General features: G+C 43.6%; 22 protein-coding genes. 8 read left to right on the plus strand and 14 right to left on the minus strand.

What is annotated here, in order from left to right; all coding sequences use genetic code 11:
- Positions 1-69: 69 nt before the first annotated feature.
- The 6 genes from C9I43_RS17925 to gmk all read right to left on the minus strand — a co-directional run bounded on the left by C9I43_RS17925 (position 70) and on the right by gmk (position 6,612).
- The gene (locus tag C9I43_RS17925; protein WP_107884972.1) at positions 70-1,014 is read right to left on the minus strand and encodes a calcium/sodium antiporter; all 945 of its coding nucleotides are present in this window, start codon (positions 1,012-1,014) and stop codon (positions 70-72) included.
- 182 nt (positions 1,015-1,196) lie between these two features.
- Positions 1,197-2,861, minus strand: coding sequence for an AMP-binding protein (locus C9I43_RS17930; RefSeq protein ID WP_107884974.1), 1,665 nt, complete (start codon positions 2,859-2,861; stop codon positions 1,197-1,199).
- Positions 2,862-3,085: 224 nt separating this feature from the next.
- Positions 3,086-3,469, minus strand: coding sequence for a deaminase RidA (gene ridA, locus C9I43_RS17935; RefSeq protein ID WP_076497137.1), 384 nt, complete (start codon positions 3,467-3,469; stop codon positions 3,086-3,088).
- Positions 3,470-3,494: 25 nt separating this feature from the next.
- Positions 3,495-5,600 (minus strand): bifunctional GTP diphosphokinase/guanosine-3',5'-bis pyrophosphate 3'-pyrophosphohydrolase, encoded by a 2,106-nt coding sequence (spoT, locus tag C9I43_RS17940; RefSeq protein WP_076497136.1) that lies wholly within the window; start codon positions 5,598-5,600, stop codon positions 3,495-3,497.
- A 44-nt stretch (positions 5,601-5,644) separates the two neighbouring features.
- On the minus strand, positions 5,645-5,929 hold the full coding sequence (gene rpoZ, locus C9I43_RS17945; protein ID WP_076497135.1) for a DNA-directed RNA polymerase subunit omega: 285 nt from the start codon (positions 5,927-5,929) through the stop codon (positions 5,645-5,647).
- Positions 5,930-5,988: 59 nt separating this feature from the next.
- Positions 5,989-6,612, minus strand: coding sequence for a guanylate kinase (gene gmk, locus C9I43_RS17950; RefSeq protein WP_107884976.1), 624 nt, complete (start codon positions 6,610-6,612; stop codon positions 5,989-5,991).
- 252 nt (positions 6,613-6,864) lie between these two features.
- Between gmk and C9I43_RS17955 the strand changes: the two genes are divergently transcribed.
- From C9I43_RS17955 to C9I43_RS17970, 4 genes are all read left to right on the plus strand, one after another.
- Positions 6,865-8,472 (plus strand): hypothetical protein, encoded by a 1,608-nt coding sequence (locus C9I43_RS17955; RefSeq protein ID WP_107884978.1) that lies wholly within the window; start codon positions 6,865-6,867, stop codon positions 8,470-8,472.
- A 176-nt stretch (positions 8,473-8,648) separates the two neighbouring features.
- A complete protein-coding gene (locus tag C9I43_RS17960; RefSeq protein WP_107884980.1) occupies positions 8,649-9,521 on the plus strand; it encodes an NTP transferase domain-containing protein in 873 nt (290 codons plus the stop codon).
- Complete coding sequence (locus tag C9I43_RS17965) at positions 9,514-10,578, plus strand: phosphotransferase enzyme family protein (RefSeq protein WP_107884982.1); 1,065 nt, start codon at positions 9,514-9,516, stop codon at positions 10,576-10,578. The genes C9I43_RS17960 and C9I43_RS17965 overlap by 8 nt, the downstream gene beginning before the upstream one ends.
- A 188-nt stretch (positions 10,579-10,766) precedes the next feature.
- Positions 10,767-12,185: an MFS transporter gene (locus C9I43_RS17970; protein ID WP_107884984.1), complete on the plus strand. Its 1,419-nt coding sequence runs from the start codon at positions 10,767-10,769 to the stop codon at positions 12,183-12,185.
- Between the two features lie 9 nt (positions 12,186-12,194).
- Here C9I43_RS17970 and C9I43_RS17975 read toward each other — a convergent pair whose 3' ends face one another.
- The 3 genes from C9I43_RS17975 to C9I43_RS17985 form a co-directional block, all read right to left on the minus strand.
- Positions 12,195-12,929, minus strand: a complete 735-nt coding sequence (locus C9I43_RS17975) for a sulfotransferase (RefSeq protein ID WP_373455359.1) — start codon at positions 12,927-12,929, stop codon at positions 12,195-12,197.
- A 294-nt stretch (positions 12,930-13,223) separates the two neighbouring features.
- Complete coding sequence (locus C9I43_RS17980; protein ID WP_107884986.1) at positions 13,224-13,640, minus strand: helix-turn-helix domain-containing protein; 417 nt, start codon at positions 13,638-13,640, stop codon at positions 13,224-13,226.
- A 4-nt stretch (positions 13,641-13,644) separates the two neighbouring features.
- Entirely contained in the window at positions 13,645-13,971 is a 327-nt protein-coding gene (locus C9I43_RS17985; RefSeq protein ID WP_308811435.1) for a type II toxin-antitoxin system HigB family toxin, read from the minus strand.
- Positions 13,972-14,576: 605 nt separating this feature from the next.
- On the opposite strand from C9I43_RS17985, the gene C9I43_RS17990 reads away from it, so the two are divergent.
- Positions 14,577-14,843 (plus strand): hypothetical protein, encoded by a 267-nt coding sequence (locus tag C9I43_RS17990; protein ID WP_107884988.1) that lies wholly within the window; start codon positions 14,577-14,579, stop codon positions 14,841-14,843.
- A gap of 308 nt (positions 14,844-15,151) precedes the next feature.
- Here the strand turns inward: C9I43_RS17990 and C9I43_RS17995 are convergent, their stop codons facing one another.
- Positions 15,152-15,673, minus strand: a complete 522-nt coding sequence (locus C9I43_RS17995; protein WP_107239196.1) for a MarR family winged helix-turn-helix transcriptional regulator — start codon at positions 15,671-15,673, stop codon at positions 15,152-15,154.
- Between the two features lie 154 nt (positions 15,674-15,827).
- Here C9I43_RS17995 and C9I43_RS18000 point away from each other — a divergent pair, with 154 nt between their 5' ends.
- The 3 genes from C9I43_RS18000 to C9I43_RS18010 all read left to right on the plus strand — a co-directional run bounded on the left by C9I43_RS18000 (position 15,828) and on the right by C9I43_RS18010 (position 18,132).
- Positions 15,828-16,727 carry a haloalkane dehalogenase gene (locus tag C9I43_RS18000; RefSeq protein WP_107238734.1) on the plus strand — a complete coding sequence of 300 codons (900 nt, stop codon included), beginning with the start codon at positions 15,828-15,830 and terminating at the stop codon, positions 16,725-16,727.
- Positions 16,728-16,813: 86 nt separating this feature from the next.
- Positions 16,814-17,506, plus strand: a complete 693-nt coding sequence (locus C9I43_RS18005) for an IS6 family transposase (RefSeq protein ID WP_107884989.1) — start codon at positions 16,814-16,816, stop codon at positions 17,504-17,506.
- A gap of 92 nt (positions 17,507-17,598) precedes the next feature.
- Entirely contained in the window at positions 17,599-18,132 is a 534-nt protein-coding gene (locus tag C9I43_RS18010) for a peptidase inhibitor family I36 protein (RefSeq protein ID WP_107884991.1), read from the plus strand.
- A gap of 85 nt (positions 18,133-18,217) precedes the next feature.
- Here C9I43_RS18010 and C9I43_RS18015 read toward each other — a convergent pair whose 3' ends face one another.
- The 4 genes from C9I43_RS18015 to C9I43_RS18030 form a co-directional block, all read right to left on the minus strand.
- Positions 18,218-18,910: an IS6 family transposase gene (locus C9I43_RS18015; RefSeq protein ID WP_107884989.1), complete on the minus strand. Its 693-nt coding sequence runs from the start codon at positions 18,908-18,910 to the stop codon at positions 18,218-18,220.
- Positions 18,911-19,301: 391 nt separating this feature from the next.
- Positions 19,302-21,557 carry a DEAD/DEAH box helicase gene (locus tag C9I43_RS18020; protein ID WP_107884993.1) on the minus strand — a complete coding sequence of 752 codons (2,256 nt, stop codon included), beginning with the start codon at positions 21,555-21,557 and terminating at the stop codon, positions 19,302-19,304.
- On the minus strand, positions 21,554-22,864 hold the full coding sequence (locus C9I43_RS18025; RefSeq protein WP_235781706.1) for an ATP-binding protein: 1,311 nt from the start codon (positions 22,862-22,864) through the stop codon (positions 21,554-21,556). The genes C9I43_RS18020 and C9I43_RS18025 overlap by 4 nt, the downstream gene beginning before the upstream one ends.
- A complete protein-coding gene (locus C9I43_RS18030; protein ID WP_107884995.1) occupies positions 22,865-25,129 on the minus strand; it encodes a tellurite resistance TerB family protein in 2,265 nt (754 codons plus the stop codon). It lies immediately after the preceding gene.
- Positions 25,130-25,334: the final 205 nt, after the last annotated feature.

Genomic DNA, 25,334 nt, shown 5'->3' on the forward strand with positions numbered 1-25,334 from the left:
GCCAAGGCATAGATAGCAAAACACCGGAATGATTCCGGTGTTTTTAATCGCTATTTGCTGGCTTTGCTTTTAAACCAAAGCTTGTGTGCTAGCTTGGTTAACTAAATAACCCATGTAACCTAAGTAGCCTAGTAATAGTACGGTGCCTTCGCGGCGGCCGATACGTAAACCTGTCCAAGCAAAAGGTAAAATGATGACTGCAAATGCTAACATCACGATAAAATCTATTGACTGAAACCCCAGCGCTGACACAGGTTGAACAATAGCGGTTACGCCTAAAATACCCAAAATATTGAATAAGTTAGAGCCTACAACGTTACCAATGGCGATATCACTTTGGCCCTTAAGTGCCGCAATAACTGAGGTGACTAATTCAGGCATACTGGTGCCAATTGCCACGATAGTTAGGCCGATAATGACTTCACTCACGCCAAATGTTTTAGCTAAGTCTACTGCGCCATTAACAAACAAAATACCGCCGCCGACCAACATACTAATACCAACAACAATAAATAGGACTGAAAGTAATGGGTTATTTGGACCCGCTTCAATTTCTTCCTCTTCATTACTATTTTTTGAACTGATGTAACTAAAAGCTAAATAACCTACCAGCAGTGATAGCAATACTACGCCATCAATTAGGCTCAGCTCACCATCTAACAAGAGTCCCCAGAACAGCATTGAAGCCAATATCATCAAAGGGATATCGCGTTTCACGACTTGGGATTGTACTTGAATAGGGCGGATAAGCGCTGTGATCGCTAAAATCAAACCTATGTTAGCAATGTTAGATCCAATGACATTACCTAAGGCAATGCCGCTGTTGCCGGCCAACGCTGATTTTACACTTACAGCCAATTCTGGTGCGCTAGTACCAAAGGCTACAATCGTTAACCCTATAATAAGAGGCGTAATACCTAAGCGTAGTGCAATAGAACTTGCACCGCGGACTAGGGCTTCTGCACCTAAGGTCAAAATAATGAAACCACCAAGAATAGATAACGTAATTAGCATTTTATAACTCTGTTAGACCTGTTTTAAGTAAGATGGTAAAAGGGCTGTAGGCCCTTAATCGACTGGCGGCATGATACTTGATTTCTTAACACTTTGACAGATTATGTCATAAAAAAGCACGCTGTCAGCGTGCTCTATCATAATGGCGGGTTGATATTAGCCATGTCACTGTTTTGGTTTAACTATTTTTTAGGTAACTCATCTTCCCAGCGCACTTGTGCGCCGCGAACACCGTCTACTCGCTCGCTAAAGGCTTTTTCAAGCACATGGCGTTTGATTTTAAGTGTCGGTGTGAGTACGTCGTTTTCAATCGTCCAAGGCTCGTTAACGACCACAATCGCATCGACATGTTCGTGGGACTCTAAGTGTGGATTGACACTATCGAGTGTTGCCTTAAGTGAAGAACGAACCTCTTCACGCGCCTGTAAATTTGCGCCTTCGGATAACTGCACTAATGCAACGGGATGTGGCAAGCCAGAACCGATTACGCAGATAAGCTCCACATGCGGATCTTGGGCTAATTTACGTTCGATAGGTACCGGCGCAACATATTTGCCCTTGGCGGTTTTAAAGTTGTCTTTGACTCGGCCAGTAATGGTTACGCAACCATCGGCATCGATAGAGCATAAATCGCCAGTATGGAAAAAACCGTCGGTATCAAATGCTGCAGCGGTTGCTTCAGGTTGCAGATAATAAGCCGTCATTAAGCCGGGGCTTTTTAGCAGTAACTCGCCATCTTCGCCTTGGCGGATGTAGCAATCCTCAACAGGGCGGCCAACGCTGCCAATTTTACGGGCATCGAAGGGATAATTAATAATGGAATAGGCGCAGTTTTCTGTCATTCCCCATGCTTCACAGATATTAAGACCAATACTGTGATACCAGTGGATCAGTGACGGTGGAATGGGCGCCGAGCCAGAACCCAGCAAACGGCAATGATTTAACCCTAAGCCTTTATGGATTTTGTATTTTACTAAGCTGCTGATCAAGGGGATTTTTAACAGCAAGTTGAGTTTGCCCACGCCAATTTTGTCGATAATATTTTTTTGGAACAAGCTCCATAAGCGCGGCACCGAGAAGAAAACTGTCGGTTTTGCTCGTTGTACGTCGGCAACAAAAGAGTCTAGGCCTTCAACAAAAGCGACCACACTGCCTGAATAGAAAGAGGATCCCTCAATCGCCACTCGTTCGGTAATGTGCGCTAAGGGTAAATAGGATAAAAGTCGGTCGTTACCGTCGGTACGTAAATCACGCACTACCGCTTGGCAAGTCCAACCATAGCTAGCGAAGGTTTGAATTGCGCCCTTAGGTTGACCCGTTGAGCCAGAGGTATAGATGAGTGTCATCACTTGATCTAAAGTGGGCTGCGGCGCATCAATTAAGGGAGAACCTAGCTTAAGTAATTGATCCCATCGATATTGGGCAGGCATTGTCTCGTAGGGCATAGCAAGGCGCAGTAACTCACCGCCGACACCGGCTTCTTGGTCGGCCCAGTGATCGAGCTTACCAAGAAAAATCGCTTTTGCACCGCTGTGCTGTAATACAAAGCGAATCGTATCGGTATTGGCTGTAGGGTATATCGGTACGCTGATGTAGCCACCGAGCATTAACGCAAGGTCAGTGATAAACCATTCAGCACAATTTTTAGAGAGCACGGCAACTTTATCACCGTGCTCTAAACCGAGGTGGCGTAAAGCGCCCGCTAATTGTTGAACCTTTTCTTGAACTTCGCCCCAAGTGAAATCAAGGTACTGCCCCTTGATCGGTTGGCGTAAATAGACTTGATCTCCCTGAGTTTTTGCCCAGTGCGCCAGCATTTCAATTGGCGTCTTAATCGCTGTATCCATTGGCAATTCCCTGTTCTTTATTATTTTTTGGCTTGGCCCAGTATGGCGAGTTTTGTGATGCGGCGCAAATAGTTTGCAGAATTGTAAATTTTAATGTTTGAGCGCAAAGTCGACAAGCTGAACGTGAAATAATAATAAAGAATAAACAGGTGATATAGATGGTTTTTGTAAGGTAATAAAAAAGACGCCGTAGCGCCTTTTTGTTGAGTTGATGCGAAGATGAGCTACAGCTCCATCACGCCATCCATTTCAACTTGCGAATCTTTTGGTAATTGCTTCACGCCGATAGCTGCGCGCGCAGGGTATGGCTGGCTGAAGTAACGGCTCATGATTTCATTCACTTTTGCAAAGTGGCTTAAATCAATCAGGAAGATATTTAACTTCACGATATCGTTAATGGTGCCACCCGCAGCAGTACAAACCGCCGTTAGGTTGTCAAAGACTTGCACCACTTGTGCTTCAAAATCATCGCTAACAATTTGCATTGTGCTTGGCACGAGCGGAATTTGGCCAGATAAATACACAGTACTGCCAACTTTAACCGCCTGTGAATAAGTGCCAATTGCCGCAGGGGCGTTTTCAGTTGCGATAATGATTTTTTCTGCCATGACGCTCTCTCTATTCTTGAGTTAATTAACGATTACGCGATGTGCGCAAGACTTCGGGTAGTACCCTAATACGGCGCATCACGTTAGCTAAATGGACCCGATCTTTGACTGAAATCCGCAGATTAATCAAATAGACGCGGCCATCACGTTCTTCAGTGCTGAGATTATGAATGTTCGAACCTTCAGCAGCAATAATTGAGGTAATCTTCGCCAGTGCGCCATGGTGATTAACAATTTCAACCCGTAGATTAGCCTGATAGTCGACACCTTCGACATTATCCCATTGCACGGGAATATACTTGTCAGGTTCACCTTGGTAGCCGCGAATATTCGCACAGTTTTCCATATGCACAACCAGACCTTTACCTGGGCTCACATGAGCAATAACCGCGTCGCCGGGAATGGGGCGGCAACAATTGGCAAAGGTGACCAACATACCTTCGGCGCCACGGATTGGCATCATATGGCCATCGCGGCTCTCTTGATTCTCAAGATTATCGCCAATCAAACGCTGGGCAATAACAATACTCATAGCATTGCCAAGACCAATGTCGGCCAATAGTGAATCGAGCGAGGTGTGTTTAGTATCACGAATAACTTTTTCAATCTGTTCAGGTGCAATGCTATCGAGCTTAGTTTTACCGAGCGCATGGTTAAGCAGGCGGCGACCGAGTGCAATGGCTTCATCACCCTTAAGGCTCTTAAGCACTTGGCGGATTTTAGCGCGAGCTTTACCCGTAACGACAAAGTTTAACCATGCTGCATTAGGTCGAGCGCCTTTAGCGGTAATAATTTCAACAGTTTGACCTGAAATTAACGGCTGACTGAGTGGATATGCCTGACGGTTAACACGGGCACCGACACAGGTATTGCCTACATCGGTATGCACTTCGTAGGCAAAGTCTACCGCGGTGGCATTAACGGGTAATTCAAGAATACGGCCTTCAGGGGTGAACACATAAATCTCTTCGGGGAAGAGTTCGGTTTTCACGTTTTCAACGAATTCGAATGAGGTGCTGGCGCTTTGTTGTAATTCCAATAAGCTTTGCATCCACTTACGGGCACGCACTTGAGTTGTTGTGCCTTGGCCAGTTTGTGCACCACCTTTGTAGGCCCAGTGTGCAGCAACACCCTTGTCGGCCATTTGGTCCATATCTTCGGTACGAATTTGGATCTCAACGGGCACGCCGTGTGGGCCAAATAGTGAGGTATGGAGTGACTGATAACCGTTGGCTTTAGGGATAGCGATATAATCTTTGAAACGACCTGGGCGAGGCTTGTAAAGTCCGTGCATGGCACCAAGCACGCGATAACAGGTGTCGATAGAATCGACCATCACCCTAAAGGCGTAGATATCCATCACCTCTTGGAATTGCAGCTCTTTGCTCTGCATCTTGTTATAGATGGAGTAGAGATTTTTTTCGCGGCCTTTGACTTTTCCCGGAATACCCGCATCGTTTAAGCGCGTATGTATAGCGGCTTCAATGCCTTGGATCAATTCTTTGCGATTACCGCGTGCGGCTTTAACTACTTCCTTAAGTACCCGATATCGCATCGGATAATAGGCTTGGAAACCTAAGTCTTCTAACTCAGTCTTGATATTATGGATGCCGAGACGGTTAGCGATGGGCGCATAGATTTCTAAGGTTTCGCGGGCAATACGGCGACGTTTGTCGGGACGTAGTGCGCCTAAGGTACGCATGTTGTGGGTTCTATCGGCAAGCTTGATGAGGATAACGCGGATATCCTGCGTCATCGCCATCATCATTTTGCGGAAGTTTTCAGCCTGAGCTTCTTTCTTGTCGCGAAATTTAAGCTTATCGAGTTTTGATACGCCTTCAACAAGCTCAGCCACCGCGACACCGAAAAGTTCGGCTAAATCGTCTTTGGTGACATAAGTGTCTTCTATCGTATCGTGAAGCAGGGCTGCCATCAGCGTCTCATGATCAAGACGCATCTCAGCAAGGATGCGGGCAACCGCAACCGGATGAGTAATATAAGGTTCGCCACTCGTGCGCATTTGCCCTTCATGGGCATCACGCGCAATTTGGTATGCTTGCTTGAGCAACTCTACCTGTTCGGGTTCTAAGTAACCGGAAGCAGACTCCTTTAGACCTTCAAACAGATACAAGTGGCAGCTCTCCTTTACCTAAACAGGTATTTACTCAATTATGCTTATAACGATAATGAACGGCCTTCAGCAATAGCTGCAACCGCTGCAATTTCAGCGGCTTCACGTTCACGTACCGTTTGACGCTCATCGGCATCTAAGGTGTGAGCAGTGACTAAACCTAGTTCGATTTCACGCAGGGCGATAACCGTTGGCTTGTCGTTCATCTCTTCAACCATAGGGTCTTTACCCTGCACGGCGATTTGGCGAGCACGACGCGCTGCAACCAGGATCATATCAAAACGGTTGCCGATTTGTTCTACGGCGTCTTCTACAGTTACGCGAGCCATGTGTTGAAACTCCAGTTTATCTAGGGAAAAAATGACGCAAAATTGTACACTATGACAGGTTAGTCTGCCAACAGATCGTGAAGCATAGCATTTTGCGCGTTGATCTGACTAGCACCTGTTAAGCGCTTGCTGCGAATGATCGCACGCAAATCGGCTAAGGCAGTGTCAAAATCGTCGTTGACGATAATAAAATCGTATTCTCGGTAATGGGATATTTCCGATACGGCCTGTGCCATGCGGCTGGCAATAACATCGGGACTATCTTGTCCACGGCCTGTGAGACGGCGTTCAAGCTCGGCTTTCGATGGCGGTAGAATAAACACACTCACCGCATCATTCATTAGCGCTTTGACTTGCTGCGCCCCTTGCCAGTCGATGTCGAGGAAGACATCAATACCTTGGCTGAGCGTATGCTCGATGACATGGCGCGATGTGCCATAGTAATTGCCAAAAACTTCTGCCCATTCAAAAAAGGCATTCTCAGCAATTAATGCTTTGAATTGTTCAACATTAATGAAGTGATAGTGTTGACCATCAACTTCTCCTGGGCGTGGTGCACGGGTGGTGTGTGATACTGAAACCTGCATATCGGCTGGCTTGTCTTTAAGCAAGGCCGAAATCAGCGAGGATTTACCTGCGCCACTGGGCGCCGACACAATAAATAAATTTCCGCGTGCGGTCATGAGCTAAATATCCAATTGGTAACGCAAAAAGGGCCCTGAAAGCCAAGTATTATAGCGATTTTGACCACAGAATTACTAGGGTTTGTTGCTTGGCAATTTAAGCCAATTTTAGATTTACTTGATTATTATATGCATTTTTACCTGAGTGGGGTCGTAGGCGCTGACAATTGCGGGTAAATTAGTTACGCTCGTGCCTGATATGGCAATGATTGTCTTTTGCTACTTAGTTTTTATAACAATAAAGGAAGGGTCGTGCTGTTAAAATCTCTTTTTTGCCTTCACGGGCGTGATTCTCGTCCCCGCTTTGTCGCTATTAGTGTTGGTGTATATGTTTGTATTTCAATTGCCGCTGCGGCATTTGGGGCAAACTTTCTAATGTATTTGCTGGCATTGCTGGGTTTGCCTTTATTAGGGCTCACTAGCCTGCGGCGTTTAGTCGATGCCGATAAGTCAAAAGTGCTGACGGGTGCATTTTTATTACCGCTGCTTATTTTACTCGGCTTGTTCACTGCAGATGCACACATTGCGCTTATTGGTTTATGCTTAGTTTTGGCGGCAGGACTCACTTTTTGGGGTTGGCGTTTACCTGCGCCTACAATAGTAGATTACCGCTACGGCTATTTTGGCCCAGAGCTGAATGCGCCAACATCTCAAGCTATGCCACGGCGGCGTGTGGAGCCCACAATTGTTCCTAAAACAGTAGACATTAGTGCCAGCGATTCTAACCAAGCTGTAGCAAGACAGGCGGCTAAATCAAGTTCTGATGTGCAACTACAGCCTCAGGTTGAACGCCATGAGCCGCATGTTGAGCAAACGCATGCGCAATCAGTCACTACGGTCACTGAGCCTGAAATCGCTATATTTACCCATGAGCAACCCGTTACTCATCCCCCATTGGTTGACACTGAGCTTGAAGCCCAGCGCCAAGATGAATTGCGCTTTGATGCGTTAACGCGATTGACACCAAATCCTGCCGATTTTGTGGTACCTAATGCCCATGCCGATTTTCGTCCTGCCAATGCCAGCCGTATTGATCAAACCAATATTGAACTCGCCGATGTTGATGTGGTTAATGTGGATTTAAAGCATGTCGATTTTAATGCGCCTCAATTAGATCCCGCCGAGCGCAGTGCTGAACCAAGTTGGCGTTTGGCCGCCGAAGAAGATAACGAAACAGATAGCTTTAATGATGTAGATCATGCTGAAGAAGTGCGTCAACGCCGCGCCGAAGCGAAAGATTCTGGCTCGATGACTGAACTGTTTCGCGGTTTATTTGAGTTTTTGGCACCGCTAAAGCGGTTCTTCGTGTTACCTAAAATTAAGCTACCTAAGATTAATCTGCCTAGAGTGGAACGCCGTTATTGGCGCCCAGCAGGAATCGGTGCTGGCGTGCTGGTGTTTATCGCTTTGGCATGGGGACTTTGGCCCAATGGCGATGTCGATACTGGCGATGGAGCACAGGTTGTCACGGTAAATGCAGTCGCGCCCTATGCGGGTGAACGAGTCACGCTTGCCTTGCCTGACGGCTTTTCGGTGGCGCTTGAAGACGATATTTTAATTATGCGTTGGCTCGGTGAGAAGGGGAAGGCGAAAAACCTTTGGTCCTTAGCGACGGCAAAGGGCGATAAAACCTGTAGTCTGCTGTCTTTCAACAGTGGCACTGATTATCGCCCTCTGACAGTGGATTTAAAAGCCGACTCGGCTACCGAGGCACGTTTTTCACCACTGGACACTCAAGCCATTATCGTTGACCTTGCTCGCCGTGGCAGCATTAGCCTGTGTGGTTATAAATTCAGCCTTAAGGGTAGCCAAGCGATACTGGAACAAAATCGTACCTTTGGTGGTTATATTGCTCGCTAACGTACTGGAGCAGCTTAAGTCGATAAAAATTCTACTTAAATGCTAGTCACAATTAGAGGGGTAGATTACACTTTTGCTCCTCTTTTTCTCAAACTGTGTTTTAAATGCCTCTGTCTTGGTATCTGGCGATGTAGTTTGTGGAATATCTTAAAATTTAAACAGAATATCAATCCAACATGAATACAGAATTGACCTTAGTCATTATGGCTGCTGGGCTGGGTAGTCGTTTCGGCGGCGATAAGCAATTAGCGGCGCTCGGCCCTGCTGGCGAACCCATGTTGGTGTTATCAATCATGTCGGCTATTCGCAGTGGCTTTCAGCGTGCTGTGCTGGTGATCCGCCCTGAATTAGAAAGTGAACTAACTGCAATACTGACCCAATTTTTACCTATCGATTTTGAATATCACTTTTGCTATCAGGTTTTAACGGATTTACCCGAAGCGGCGCAGTTGGCGGATCTTAGCCACAGGCTTAAGCCTTGGGGTACTGCCCATGCACTGTGGAGCGCGCGTCATCTGGTTAAAGGCCCCATGGCGGTTATCAATGCCGATGATTTTTATGGCGATAGCGCCTTTTTTTCGTTAGCAAAAGGCTTAAAGACAAAGCCGACACAGTGGATGATGGTGGCGTATCCCATCGAACTCACATTGTCGGAGCACGGCGGCGTTAACCGTGGTTTGTGTCAGGTAGAGGATGGACAGCTTAAATCGGTTGTCGAGTGGCTCAATATCGCTGAGCAAGCGGGAAAATTAGTGGGTGACGGCCCGCAGGGGCATGCTAATTTGCCGGCGCAATCCTTGGTCTCTATGACATGCTGGGGCTTCTCCCCAAGCATATTTGATGTTATTAAACGAGAATTGACCGAATTTATTGCGCAACAGGGGCTACAACCTAAGTCTGAATGTTACTTGCCCGCCATAGTGCAAGCGGGCATTGAGCAAGGTTTGCCTGTGTATGTCGATGTGGCCTGTGAGCCTTGGCTCGGCGTGACTTATCCGCAGGACACTGTCTGGGTAAAACAAAAATTAACGGAGTTACTGAGTGATTAAACTCATTAGGCAGTTAGTCTTGCCTCATTTTGGTATTGATGCCGCCGAGGCTAAAATTTCTACCCTCGGTAACGGCCACATCAATGACACCCTTTTGGTGCGTTGGCCTGCGGGCGAATTAGTATTGCAGCGAATTAACACTGAGGTGTTTAAAACCCCCAGCGCTTTGGTTACCAATGCCGATAAAATTAGCCATCATCTATGCGCTAAGTCGTTGCAGCAGCAGTATGGCCTTAAAGTGGTTAGCCCTTGTTTAACTCAAGAGGGTGAATTAGCTATCGATTTAGGCGAACAAGGATTTTGGCGCGCGATCAGCTACTTGCCCCATAGCCTGAGTATTGAGGTGGTTAAGTCGGAGCAAGAGGCTGAAATGGCGGCCAAGGCCTTTGGTCATTTTGCTTCTGCTTTGAGTGACTTTGATGCCACTCAACTTGAAGATGTAATTCCCCAGTTTCATCATTTACCGGGACGGATGGCTCTGTTACAGCAGGCGGCAGAGCTCGATAGCCAACACCGTTTAGATGTTTGTCGTCATTGGGTCGATTACGCGTTATCTCAACAGACTTTGCTTAATGAACTGGCCGACATATCGCCAGAACTGCCACTTCGCATTTGCCATAACGATACTAAAATCAATAACATGCTTTTTGATAAGCGCGATATGTCCAGCATGGCTATTATCGATTTGGATACCTGTATGAAAGGTCATTTGATGTATGACTTTGGCGATATGGTACGTACTTTTTGCTCGCCAGAGGAAGAAGACTCTACAGCTTTGGATAAAGTCCAAGTGCGCCAAGATATCTTCGCCGCGATTTGCCGTGGTTATTTGAGCGAATTAGGCGACGTATTAACTGAGACCGAAAAACGCAGCCTTTGGCTCGGTGCGCGAGTGATTTGTTTGATGATAGGTGTACGTTTTTTAACGGATTATCTTAATGGAGATGTGTATTTCCATATCCACCGCGAAGGCCACAATCTGGATCGCGCTGCTAACCAGTTTACCTTGTACCAAAGCTTGCTCGACCACGAAACTGAGCTTAAAGCTAATTTTTAGTGAGTGATTAATATTTTATTTAATATCAATATTTTGATGTAGATTTATTGGTTCAACATCGAAATTAACGACAACACCCAAGGCTCTGCTTTGGGCGTTTTTTAAACTAAAACCTAGGCAGATGCTATTTCATCCGACATAATCGAGCAATACTTAATCCCTTAATATCATATGGATTTGTGCTTGGTATGGATTCACCTGTAGCCCCGCCGCTAGTCACTTGCTCACGACGCAGCGAACGTAATTCGTGGTTAAGATGTACCCTGCGCCGCTCGCAGCAGGAGGCCGTTGCCTCGTCAATGATGACAGCGACCAGTGATAACTTTTTTAATGCTTATGCTATTTTTCTTGGTGCCAGCCTAGCGCAAATGGGATTTGTGACGGGTTTACCACAGCTTTTTGGGGCGATAGCCCAACTTTTATCCGTGTGGCTTGCAAGCCATTTCTCCCGTCGAACTTTTATCGTTTTTTGTGCGGTCTTTCAGGGCTGCATAGTGTTAGCTATGGGCGCGTTGGCTGCTTTTGGTTCAGAGCATGCCGTGTGGATCTTTATCACCTTAGCCGTTGGTTACCATGGTTTTATTAATCTTATTCAGCCCCATTGGCGCGCGTGGATGGGATCTATCGTACCTGAACGGCGCCGAGGCGCTTTTTTTGCCGCTCGCACTCGGCTCACTATGGGCGCATCTTTAAGTGTGTTTTTTGTTGGTGGCGGCATACTCACGCTAACGGACTCGATGCAGATGGCGTGGTTGGGTTTTAGTCTGTTGTTTTCTATCGCGGCAATGGGGCGTTTTGTGTCGGCTTGGTTACTGCTACAGATGCATGATCCCGATCCGCGCGTGCCCAAACAGCGTGGCGTATTTTTGCAAACGATTGGTCATTTTCGTGCGGCGTGGAAAGATAAAACCTTTCGCCAGTACAGTTTGTTCGTTGCCAGTATGCAGGGAATGGTGGCAATCTCGGCACCATTTTTTGCCGTTTATATGCTTGAAGGCTTAAAGTTCACTTACCTCGAATTTGTATTTGCCAGCGTGGCTTCGATAGCGACTCAATTTGTTACCTTACGATTTTGGGGCCGCTTTAGCGATCAATTCGGCAATCGTTTAGTGATGATTATCACCAGTTGTATGATCCCAAGCTTACCGCTGATGTGGTTATTCTCGGATAACTATCTGTATATCTTAGCTATCCAAGCTTTTTCTGGCTTGGCATGGAGCGGCTTCACCTTAAGCACGGCAAATTACCTTTATGATATCCGTCCCTTTCGCAGTGACTTTGCCACTTATGCTGCCCTGCAAGCGGCCTTAAGTGCGGCCTGTGTTTTTGTTGGTGCAATATTGGGCGGTACGATTGCCTCCCATGCGGCGGATTTTTTAGTCTGGACGGGTTGGGATAGCGTGTTATCGAGCCCAATTTTTGTGGTGTTCTTAGTCTCGACTGTACTGCGAGCGTTAGTGACACTCTGGTTTATTCCGCGATCGGTTGAACCTAAAGTGCGCCCAAGGCCGCAGCTACTAAAACTTATCTTCCGTATCCGCGGTTTTAATGCTATTTCGGGCGTGAGTCTTGATTGGCTTACTGTGGTGAAACGCCGCAAGCAATAGGGCGTACAGCTAAAGCGTATAGTCGAAAAACTTACGGCTTTGCGGGCCAGCGCTATTACTGTTCACCTTGTTTGGATGTTTATATTCATGCCAAGCCGCGACGTGAGTGCCAGCGTTTAATTTAGGAAAGTCCAGCCCATGTTCGCCGGTATTGACTCTGTCTTGATGGATTAGCGTGCTGTTTGTTTGAGTGTTGCTATGCGCCCTATCGGTCATTTGGCCTAAGGTTGGACCATTGGTGTCTAAGCCTAAAAATTGCAACAAATGACTCAAACTTCCCGCATGGCTGATGTCGAGCGAGATAAAATCTTCTCGACCATGAAAGTAAGCGAACACTTCGTGTTGATGCCTTTGATAACAATCAATAAGATGCGCCTCGTCTAGGGGATGCGTCACTTTATCGATTGCAAACGTGTGCCGAAAGCTACGTTTCATAATCGGGTGAAATCGCCCCGATTTTGCTTCTAAATGCGGCAGCATTTTACCTAGCAGCATCTGCATTGAAGGCACCCATTTAGCCAAGTCACGCTCGAGGTAAACAAATTTAGCCTGCGGGAAAAGACCATCGAGCTGCCGATAATCACTAAAACAGGGCACATCAGAAATCGCATCGGCCAACATAAACGCCTGTTTTGTAAAGGCCATGTGCGCCACGTTAAGCCCTTGCTCCAACAATGCCACACTCACACTTGTAGTGCCCGTGCAAGGTTTAGAAGGATTTATACTTAGCTGTATATGCTGTATATGCTGTTATTTATGTAACCCTGTATAAATTGGTTTTAAAAAGTATATGTATGTTAAATGTCTATTTAAGAATAAAAGCCGTGAAATATTGGACATTTGACTCTAGTGACCAATAAAAACTATGATCGGTCAACTTGTTCTTGCCCCAAAGCGTGCCACGGCTCTAAGATCAGCCCTTTGTTGTCTGATAATTTGAAATACAAAAATGTAATGGATACCAAAAAGCAAGACCTGGCCATGAGGGATTTCAAAAATCGTTACGTGAATCAGACTTGCCTAGAGTGATTCACTAAGCTAAAAAAATAATGATACAGGCACACCAAAGCGCTGACTTAGTGCTTCTATGTGGTGTCGATTTAGCTTTTTTCCTCCTACGGTATTGAGTAACTTACTTACATTACTTTTTGAACCTAATTCAGGAAGATCTGCAACACCAAGACGATACTGGGACATAAGCGTTTTCAATACAGCTACACCACTGTCCAATTCGGCAATGGCTGCATTAAATTCAGCAAATTCATCAGTCTGTTCTTCCCATCGCTCAATGCTAAGTGACAACATTTCAATTAAAAAGTTGTTTGCATCGTAATCATCTATCAAGTCGTCCATTAATGCTAATGCTTGCTCGTAGTCGTCCTGAGTTTCAATGTGAGCAAGGTATGGCACTTTGGCCAATGCCTCTCTAATTTCAATACATGCAGTAGGTAGCATATAATTACTCCTTTGTTCGACTATAGTCTGCATGGCTAACCACGTGCTTCACATACATCCTGTTATCTCGGAACTCGATGAAGGCTATAATGCGTAGATTATTACCACCTACATCAATCACCCACCATTTATCTCGATATTTAAAGTTATCCAAAGACGGAAATACTTGCCGTAAATCATCAGGATTGGTGAATGTGCCACTGCGTAAGGTGCTGTATATTTGAACCAAGGCGTCCCTATCGTTAGGATACTTTTGGGCGGCATCATTAAATGGTTTTCTTGAAATAACGTGCACGGTCTTTTCCTGTTTTCGTCTTGGAAGATATATCACAAAAGTTTCCAAAAAGGAAACTTTTCAAATGCACGTATACGCATAACAGATATATTTAATAAGGAACTAATGAATCAGTCTGGCCCAGACTGGTTCACCCGTAGTAACCTGACATCCTATGCTCGCTTTTGGCTAGCACGCTTTTGCCCCAAAACGTGTCACAGTTCGAAGGCTTGCTCTTGCTTAGTCTGATAGTTTGAGATACATAAAGTAATGAATAACAAAAAGTATGACCTGCCCATGAGGGATTTCAAAAATCGTTACAGTGAAACAGACTTGCCTAGTCTGATTCACGGGGTAAAAATCACTTCTTATTCACTTTGGTTTTGCAAAGTTTTAAGTACTAAACAGTGCTCATCTGTTTGGTTATTTTAAGCAACACAACAAACTTTGCCTTACTTTGTATCAATTACAATTTTTAGGATATCATACTGATTGCTTTTACAAAAAAGTTACATTTAATACTAAACAAATAAGAAAGACTGTTTCAAGGCCTGCTTCAACTGCGGCGCTCACAAGTTAGCGTGCATGCGGTGGGGAGGAGCTATAGCTTACCTCTTAAGCAAATGTTATACCCTACAGAAAACTAAAAGGTGTTAAACCAAATGAATGAAGTTGCCATTATTTTTGTTCAAAATAGTCACATAATTTTTATTATATGGCTGATCAGTACCTTGATTGCCACATATATAGGCGTGCAAAGGGGTTTTCCGTTTCTCGCTTTTATTAACGGGATAGCTTTAGGTCCGCTAGGGCTTCTTTTCGTATTGATTCAAGATAATCATAACCGCAAAGCTTGCCAGTTTTGTGCAGAAAAAATATTAAAAGAAGCTAAAGTCTGCCCGCACTGCCAGCGAAATGTTAATGAATAATAACTTAAAATTTGAAGTAATAGTTTTGTCACATACTGGTCGAGAGTGATTTTACATCTATAGATGTAATGGGCACATTGGCCCCTTAATCATCGCATTAAATTGAAATGCGATGAGTCTATTGAGCGGGTAAGGTTTTTTATTGAAAACAAGTAGGTTAGTATTTTGTGCTTTTCACCGGTTTTAACCCAAAATTTTGCTCGTGAATAACTCTAGGACAGTCTGATTCACGCGCCAATACCCGTCTGTTTGCGTTGGCTTCGGGTTAACCCGCAACCCCCTTTGTGTCTCACAAATAGATTAATGTCTTAGGCTTTTTTTGTTGCAGCAATCTCTACAGGACACCCAGCTTTTCTGCACACGCCCTCATCACAAAAGCGGCAAATACGTCTTGCTTCAACAACATTACCTGTCATTGCTGAAAGGATTGTTTCTAATATAGGAATAATCCTTTCTTTCTCGTTCTCACCAAGAGTATCAAGAACACTACTTGTTATTTTTTCACGAGCTAAAAGTATTTTATTTGCACGATCTCGTCCTGCATCAGTAACGCATAGAACAACAGCTCTAGCATCTATTTTACTTCGATGTCGATCTACAAACCCATCATGTACAAGATTATTCACAAGCCGAACAGATCCTGAATGAGTCAGCCCAAGCACTTTACTTAGCATTTCTATACCATCATTGGGATGGTTATTAATGGCAACTAAAGCAGCTTCATGGCTAAGGCTACGCCCGTCAAGTTCTGCGACTTCCATTTCTATGTTAGAAGCTATCGTTGTTGCAAATGCACCAAGTAGATTCTTTAAATAATTATCATTAGTCATGATTGTATTATATGACTGAGTCATAAAAAATGATAGACAAAAAACAAATAGCCTGCAATACTCCTGAAATATACATGAGTGGCGCATATATTTGTTGTGTATTGATGATTATCTAAGTGCCATTAACTCTATTTTTACTGATAACGAGCTAATAATGAAAATTGATACTGAAGTCCTGCATTATGAAAAAAAATTCAAAACCGTTTTAGGCAAAAAAATGGCCTATATTGAACACGGGGTTGGTGATCCAATCGTATTTTTACATGGTAATCCGACATCTATATTTTTATGGCGAAATATTATTCCGTACCTTGAAGGTCAAGGACGTTTAATTGCTATTGATATGATTGGTATGGGGGACTCAGACAAACTTGATAACACCGAAGATGGCAGCTATTCATTAAAAGAAAATACACGCTACACTTCAGCGTTATTAGAAGAATTAGGCGTTAATGAAAATGTCACATTGGTTCTACATGATTGGGGATCAGGGGTAGGTTTTAATTGGGCGAATCATAATCAAGAAAAAATAAAAGCAATTGCTTTTATGGAAGCAATTGTCACTTCTTTTCCTACTTGGGAAGAGTTTAATCATGATCTTCATGGTCCAATAGGTATGTTACGATCTCCTGAAGGCGATAAAATGGTTCTTGAAGACAATTTCTTTATTGAAACCCTACTTCAAAATGCCATTTTAAGAAAGTTAACAGAAAAAGAACATGCAGAATATCGTCGTCCATTTATAAATGCAGGTGAAGATCGCCGAGCAACGTTAGCAGGACCTCGTCAACTCCCAATTGCTGAAACGCCAGTAGAAACCGTTGCTTTAATTAACTCTTATGCTGAGTACTTAGCTCATTCAAAGAATATACCTAAATTATTTATTAATGCTGAACCAGGAGCATTTTTAGTTGGTTATGCTCGTGATTTTGTTCGTACTTGGCCTAACCTTGAAGAGGTTACTGTTAAAGGATCTCATTTTGTTCAAGAAGATTCTCCACATGAAATTGGAAAAGCGTTGTTTTCATGGGTAGCTGAGAGGGCTGTAAAATGAAGAAATTAATTTGGTTCTGTCGCAAAGTTGACGATAAGAATTTAAGAGTGGATGATCTTCCGATATGAATTTGAAGCATCCACAGCATGACACTTAATTTTTCTGGCAGACATTTCCCATCTGATATCATCATGCAAGCGCTACGATATTACCTTGCCTATAAACTTAGTTACCGTGAAATAGAGGAAATGTTCGCGGAGCGAAACATTCATTTTGACCACTCAACCTTGAACCGCTGGGTTATCAAATATGCACCGCAGCTCGAAGCCATATTCAGGAAGAAAAAGCGTCTAGTATCTGGCTCGTGGCGAATGGATGAAACTTACATAAAAATTAAGGGTCTGTGGGTTTACTATTATCGTGCAGTGGATAAATTCGGCGCGGTGATTGATTTTTACTTGAGTGAAACCGGTGATGAGAAGGCCGCACACGCTTTTTTCACTAAAGCTATCAATCAACATGGCTTACCTGAGAAGGTGGTTATTGATAAAAGTGGCGCCAATGCCGCAGCGTTAGATACTATTAACATTCGACTGTGGCTATCAGGATGTATGTTATTTATGATTGAGGTACTTGCTGTTAAATATTTAAATAATATGGTCGAGCAAAGCCACCGAAAAGTGAAGGGTAAAATGCATCAATGCCTAGGTTGGAAGTCTTGGGAAGGGGCTGAGTCAACACTGGCTGGCGTTGAACTTTGGTCCATGATTAAGTTGGGGCAAATGGACACGGCTCAAATGACGAGCCCATGGGAACAATTTTATTCTTTAACGGCCTAGCTGTATCTGAAGGATACTGCCCCTTCAATTTGGCGCGGCAAAATCTCAGTTTGCGACAGAACCATCTACTTTAGCTAACACTGGAGGTGTTGATGAATAAATCTAGTTTTGGAATGTTGTTTCTGTGTGTATCTTTTCTTTCAGTTGCCGACAACAAATACACTGCAAGTGATGTTTATATTTGTGTGCTCACCCCGTTTAATAAACTTTATGCGGGTGTAGATATACAAAAAACAAAATCACAATTGAATGCAAGTCTAACTTGCCAGAACGAACAAGGAGAAGGCAGCATTTTTTGCTCTGCAAAGGAGACAAAATGTATAATATCTACAATTGTCTTGAATAATCAAAGTAATAGTAATCAAAGCAGATCTGTTGTTTCACTGTTTAGTGAGGTTAATCAGACAGGTCAACAATTGCGAATCGACCAAAGTGTTAATGATTTCCGACAGTATAATTTCAATGATAAGCTTTCATCGTTTAATATCCCTATTGGATGGGAAGTCCGTTTTTTTAAGGATAAAAACTATCAGGGCGATTATTACACTCGAGGTTCTGGTATGAATAATGCTACAGGTTTTACTGATAGTATAAGCTCAATGAAAATACTTAAAAAAAGCCACTAGGTGTAGCGGCTTGCACACATAAGGTTCTGTCGCAAACTGAGATTTTGCCGCGCCAAATTGAAGGAGCAGTATCCTTCAGATACAGCTAGGCCGTTAAAGAATAAAATTGTTCCCATGGGCTCGTCATTTGAGCCGTGTCCATTTGCCCCAACTTAATCATGGACCAAAGTTCAACGCCAGCCAGTGTTGACTCAGCCCCTTCCCAAGACTTCCAACCTAGGCATTGATGCATTTTACCCTTCACTTTTCGGTGGCTTTGCTCGACCATATTATTTAAATATTTAACAGCAAGTACCTCAATCATAAATAACATACATCCTGATAGCCACAGTCGAATGTTAATAGTATCTAACGCTGCGGCATTGGCGCCACTTTTATCAATAACCACCTTCTCAGGTAAGCCATGTTGATTGATAGCTTTAGTGAAAAAAGCGTGTGCGGCCTTCTCATCACCGGTTTCACTCAAGTAAAAATCAATCACCGCGCCGAATTTATCCACTGCACGATAATAGTAAACCCACAGACCCTTAATTTTTATGTAAGTTTCATCCATTCGCCACGAGCCAGATACTAGACGCTTTTTCTTCCTGAATATGGCTTCGAGCTGCGGTGCATATTTGATAACCCAGCGGTTCAAGGTTGAGTGGTCAAAATGAATGTTTCGCTCCGCGAACATTTCCTCTATTTCACGGTAACTAAGTTTATAGGCAAGGTAATATCGTAGCGCTTGCATGATGATATCAGATGGGAAATGTCTGCCAGAAAAATTAAGTGTCATGCTGTGGATGCTTCAAATTCATATCGGAAGATCATCCACTCTTAAATTCTTATCGTCAACTTTGCGACAGAACCAGTGAATCACTCTGTACCAGACTGATTCACCCAAGTCGCTAAAACCCGTCCCGATCCCCCGTTTGTGGCTATTCTGGGGCGGTTTTTTCTCTTAATATGAATCAAATCTCTAGAGAACTGATTCATGTCCCTGTTATGCCTATTCCGACTGGTTATATCGAGCATTGATTAGCTTGTAGCCAAACGAAGCATTACTAATAGAATAGCTAATCCGAATCTGGCTAATAAGAGTGAATTATCTAACAAGGTTTTGTCCATAAATGATTTAGCCCCCTAACCCGTTTATTAGACAAAAATGAGCTAGAGCAACTCAAGGTTTAGTTGTGAAATGAACCTGACACAGAATTATGGAGACCCTTATTTGGAGAATGAGTAATCGAAATGCTGAATTTTTCTAGCCAAATTTTTGCTTTATTTATGTTAAATGCTTTTGCACCATATCCGATAGAAAGGATTTCTTCAGGTAAGAACTCGTCAAACTTATCTACTCGTTTTTCTAAAACACTGCGAGCGAGCTCTGTTGCGTTAGGTATATCTGCACTTGCCAAGGAGCATAAGGTCGCCGAAACCTCACTTAAAGATGCTTTACTCACTTCAATAACTCCAGCATAAGCGCCTGCTTCATATCCATTCATAATTAGCAGAGCAGCTATCGTATTTACCGTTTTGTCACCTAACCATGTAAAAATATAAGTACTATTACCTTGCTGCAGCAGTTCGTTATGCGTTAAATTGGCCTCACTAAAAAACGCCATGCTTTCCTGAAATAACGCCCTAGCGTTCGCATCGGCAAAATCTATCTTCTGATCTGCGACAGATATCCGGTAATCGCCTTCACAGAGAATTTGGAACATCTCCTGACGCACAACATCATGTACCGACATGCCACTACCACCAAATTTGGGTGGTTTTCCACCTTTGGCATGTTCAACATAAATGGTCTTTTTGTCGCTATCTATGTCTTTAACTATCCATCTTTTGCCACCGAATATGATGTGCTGACCAACTAACACCAAAGAATCGATAGGCAGCGTACCCAGAGTTTTGGTGCCGTTGATAATCCTAAACTCTTCTGGCGTTGTGAATACGGCATAAAATGAGTAGTGGCTGGTAATACGCTCACCTAACACGCCTAAAACCAGCTCTCCACTACCAAGCTGGGTGATTAACTCTGTGCTACCCATATTCAGCAGAACGGCCTTGTAGTCTTCTACAGTAATGTGTTGGAATGGACCCTCTTTACACAGCAGGTTGAACAGCTGATCAGCTCTAATCCCTCCCCATTGTGCAATAACAGCAAGGATCTGATGTAAAAAAGTAGAAAAGTGGTAAAGGGATGTATCTGCCGGCTCGTACCATTTACTGCTAATCAATAGCCTGATCATTGCAAATGACTGTATTAGCTCCAAACGGAGATTATCAATAACACTTGAATCTTTATTCAGTTCATCTTCTGCAATCAACAAGCGCAGAATAGATGGGCCACCACGTCGCCCGGCACGTCCCATCCTTTGGCGAAGGCTTGAAACAGAGTGAGGAGCGGTTACCTGGACAACCGAATTGACTTTTCCTATGTCGATACCCAATTCCAACGTCATAGTACACACTGCAGTTGTGGGATACTGCTCTTGTTGAAGGCGCTTTTCGAGGCTTTCCCTCAGTTCCTTCGATAACGAACCATGGTGTGGAAAAAATTCATTTGGCACCGCCTGTTGCTCACATAAGTCACTCAATGTTACTGCTATGCTCTCAGTTCTGTTCCGGCTATTTGCAAATACTAAATGGTTACTTCCGCGGCAAAATTTGAAGAGATCTTGGCAGATCTGATATTCGGCATCGACTGGCATTTCGGGTTCTAACACAACAGGATTTAGATACCCCTTAATTTGGATCTTGAGAGTCGATGTCGAACTTGAGTCCCGAATAATTTTGCAGGGTAAAGATTGATTTGGCCGCAGTGATAACGGGACTTTCTCTAGCTCGCCAAGTGTGGCACTCAATGCCACTCTGGGAATTGGTGTTTTTAAGCGCCCGAGCAGATGTTCTAGCCGGTGAAGCAGCGACAATAAATGATGTCCGCGCTCTGAACTCAAAAAGGCATGAAATTCATCTATCACAATGTATTTTAAAGATGAAAATGCAGACTTTACCCAACCGGCATCACGAATAAGTAAAGACTCAAGTGACTCTGGCGTGATCAAGACAATGCCTGCAGGAGATGCCTTTAGCTTATTTTTTCTGCTTTGTGGACTATCGCCATGCCAGGGTGTGACTGGCATATTGAGTAAATCAGATAGGCTTTCCAAGCGCCTGTCTTGATCATTGATTAAGGCTTTAAGTGGGCTAATATAAAGAATACCTACCCCATTTTCTTGAGCTGAAATCGCACTTATTGCGGGAAGAAAAAACGCTTCAGTCTTCCCTGCAGCAGTTGACGCACTGATTAAAACATCGGTGTTTGCGGATAATATCGGCTCAATGGCCAGGCACTGGATTTCTCTTAGGCTGGGCCAACCTTGTTGGAAAATCCAACGTTGAACTTTGATATCAAGCTTCTCATGTTCGTTTCTCATAGCTTGAAGTCAGCCAACTCTTCCTCCGTTTCTTCGATATCGAGCTCTACATCAGAAGGCTTCTCCTCTTCGATTGCGACAGAGGCGACCAAGTTATTCCATGCTATATTTGGATTTTGATCGATGACAGCAAGCATATCTAAAAATGCTTTTATTGTGTTTCTTGGCGTTCTGAAATAAGCATCCCCGATAGTTTGACTGCAGTGCTTTAAAAACGCTTTTAAGGATTCATCAGGAACAAGATACTTACTTTCATCACCTTCAGCATGAACGTGGCGTAAGTTTTTAAGCAAGATATAAAGCTCTTCCGGGGTTAAACTTGCAAGATGCAATGCAGGAGATGAGTAATCGATAACACCAGCTTGCTTAGCAAAGGTGTTGCCGGCAAGCCTAGATTGCAGTGCTTCATAGCTATAAAGGCCTTTTCTTGGGTCGAGAAGGAACTCAGGTGTTCCACCAAGCAAGAAACCCAAGTGCTCTGCTGTACCTTGGAGGCAGTCATTAAGAATACGTAAAATTTGTTCGTAGTTTGACGTTCTGGCGGTGGTGTTGTTAAGTTTGTAAAGATTCACCATCTCATCAAGGTTTACCAATAACCCCTGATAACCAGCTTGGCGAACAAAAAGACTCATTAACTTAAGCGAGTCATAAAAAGATGCATCCGATATGATGGTTCTTACACCAAGGTCATTACGAGCATCTGTCTTAGTAGAGTATTCAGCACGCAACCACCTTATGGCGTTCACTTTTAGTGCTTCGTTCTCGGCTTCATGACCATTCCAATAGGCCTCAATAACCTTCGCAAAGTCATATCCACCAACAAGCTCTGACAGTGACGACAGCTTTTCATGAATAACGGCATTGATGCTTTTACCGCTGCTGTCTGCTTCCATTCGAGCTTCTGTGATAAATTTTTCCACAACACTGGTCAATGCATTGCCATCCGGCTTATTGCGGGTGGACATGTTACGCATAAGCTCTGAATAAAGATTTCTTGCCTGACCAGCCGAGGCATGGATCCGCCTGACCGGTGACAAGTCGGCGTTGATAGTCACCAACTTTCTTTCTAACGCAATAGCTCTTACTACACTCAAAAAGAATGTCTTCCCCGAGCCATACTCACCGATAATAAGCCTGAAGGCGGAACCACCGTCTGAGATCCGTTCAATATCTTGAATCATAGCTTTTAGTTCATTCACTCGGCCGACTTGAATATGTTGGATCCCAACCTTGGGTGTTACGCCAGATTTCAGAGATTGGATAATTGCGTCTCTTTCTTTAGCTCGAATTTTCTTAACAATCATCATTTACTCCTTTAACTCTTCAACAATTTCGAGATCAACATAGATATCACCATCGTCATCCAACACCGGTGCATCGACTTTTTCGTATGCCCAATCATTAATCGTTTCGATAGCACCATCAACCATCAGTTTGAGTTTACTGCAAAGCTCGTTAACGTCATTACGAGCCCAAACAGGTTTAGTGATTAGCGCGTCAAACAATTCTTTATGAGTTATATCCAGACCATCTGGCTTAGTCGCTAATGAACTTTTTTGCTCAGGTTCTGGTTCATCATCAACAGTAAAGATATTTGCTAACATTGACTTGGCATCACTGGTATCACTCTCATGCATTGCAAGAATGTCTTCATCCAGCTGGAATACATCTTTATTTGGGCCAACGTCTGACGTCGAAGATGATGTTGGTATCCTAGTCGCTGTTACGTTGTGAATGTCACTTACAACCAGTGATTTATCGAGTCCCAATGAGGTATAAAGCTTTTCAATTTGTTTTATTTCCGACGGATCAACCTTACCATCAGCAAGAGCAATGGAAATGATAAGTTTCTTCAAAAACTCGGTTTGGTTGGAGTTTAATAACTCTATTCTTGCACTCAATCCTACGGTGTTAGCAGGGCTATTTAATCGCCAAGTAAGATAAGCTGACAAGGAGTTTTTCTCCGTTGGCGACAATTTATCATCATGCTCAATAAGCTTGCGAAGGGTTTGCTCTTCATCAATATCAACAATGCCGTCAATGGTCGCCACCATCGCCCCGAGCCTTAATGCGAGCATTGCCTGATGAAAGGCTGGGCGAGGCTCAAAAAACTCTCCATGCCCAGGCGAAAACAATACGATATTTCCGTCTAATTTGAATTTGGTCAAATGAAAACGTTGGTCGGGTGCAATACCAATATCTGCTTTAGTTGCGAGATTAGTCAGCAGTTCATTCTCTTTTTTATTAATAGCTTTTGGCAGTGGCATTCCTGTTTGGGACCAAAACTCTTGTACTGTTGTTAACCCCATATTGTTCTGGATTAATTGCTCAGCCCATTGCTTAAATGATTCGATAACAGGGGAGTTTGATTCATTTGCTAGCTCTTTCGGCAACAGCATTAAAGCCGCAATATCATTTTTAGAGGTATCTGCTTTACCCAAATAGCGACTGTAACTGTTAAGTTCTTCTGTACACAGCTCTGCAATGGGAATGAGTTTATTTATTGGTGCTTTTAAAAGACTTGGGTCCGGTAGATCGTGTTTATTGATTTCAACACTATGAATACCATTACTCGCTGAATGGTATGTCAGTGAGAGCTTGGTTTTATTTGGCTTAACCGAAATTCCATCGCCAAATTTGTTAGTAAATCTTATATTGAACAGCTTTCTGAACTCGTCTTCACATCTTCGCGCTGGCGTTTTCAGAGAATACTCAAACGTATTTTTTAACCACTCTAGTGCAAGATCTGCATCAACTGGCTGACTGTTTGCTATCGTAGTTGCAAGTTTAACTTTGAATGACAATCCATTGCTTGTTTCCGGTATTTCCTTCGCTCTGTGCTCAAGCAGATCGGGTCTGAGCAAGGCCATTAATTCCAGAAAATTAGCCGAATATCCCCTAAAAGAACGGTTCGCATTGAACACTTGATGAAGGCGTAGTACCTCTTCAAATATCGTGATGAACTCTTGGTCTGAAACCAGCTTATTAGCTCGGTTTTCAATAATTCGTCTCTCGAATCCATAAAAGTAGATGAATACGTACCCAATGGGGGTGGTTGGTTCTGATCGATCAGATGCTAAAAAATCGAGATACGCCCCTCTACAACCTTTTGAAAGGGAAGCATAACTTGGCCAGTACCCGAAGGAATCATCTGTATATAATTCAGAACCGATTTTCGCAGACATCAGCAGTGCAGGCAACTTATCATCGACCAAAGAAGGTTCTGTGCCATAGCCTGAGAGGGAGTCCATAACCCCACCAAAATAAAAAAGTCCTCTGGTGAATCGCCTTCCGTTTATTGTCAGTTGTTCACTTTCTGCAACCCAGCGACCTTTCTGTTTATTGGTAGATTTTTCTGTTTCTCTGTCAAAACTTGTATGGATCGTGAAAGTCGCAAAATCGTCATCGTCATCGTCATTACTAGAAGAAATAGTCGTAGTTCGAGAGTTAGTTGAGTAGCTGCTTTGAGTGTCTGGGGTGACTGGTTTACTAATAGTGGAGCTGCTTTTAGGTTTTCCTGATACAAGTTTGTACAGAAAATAAATAACGACGATCCCTATCACGAATTCCATTTTGACATCCTTAGAATGGTCGGAAATAAACGAGTTATATTCCTTGGGGATATATATTTGCTGAAAAAAACTACTTTTACAATATTTGATTTCTTCACATAGCTAAGTAGCATTCAATCATTTACTAAAGGGCAGTACTATTTTTTGATGTAAAGCTAGATTGGCTATTAGTACAAACCGGTTACTCAGCCGATATGGCACCATG

This window comes from Shewanella morhuae (genome assembly GCF_003028295.1).
Lineage (GTDB): Bacteria > Pseudomonadota > Gammaproteobacteria > Enterobacterales > Shewanellaceae > Shewanella > Shewanella morhuae.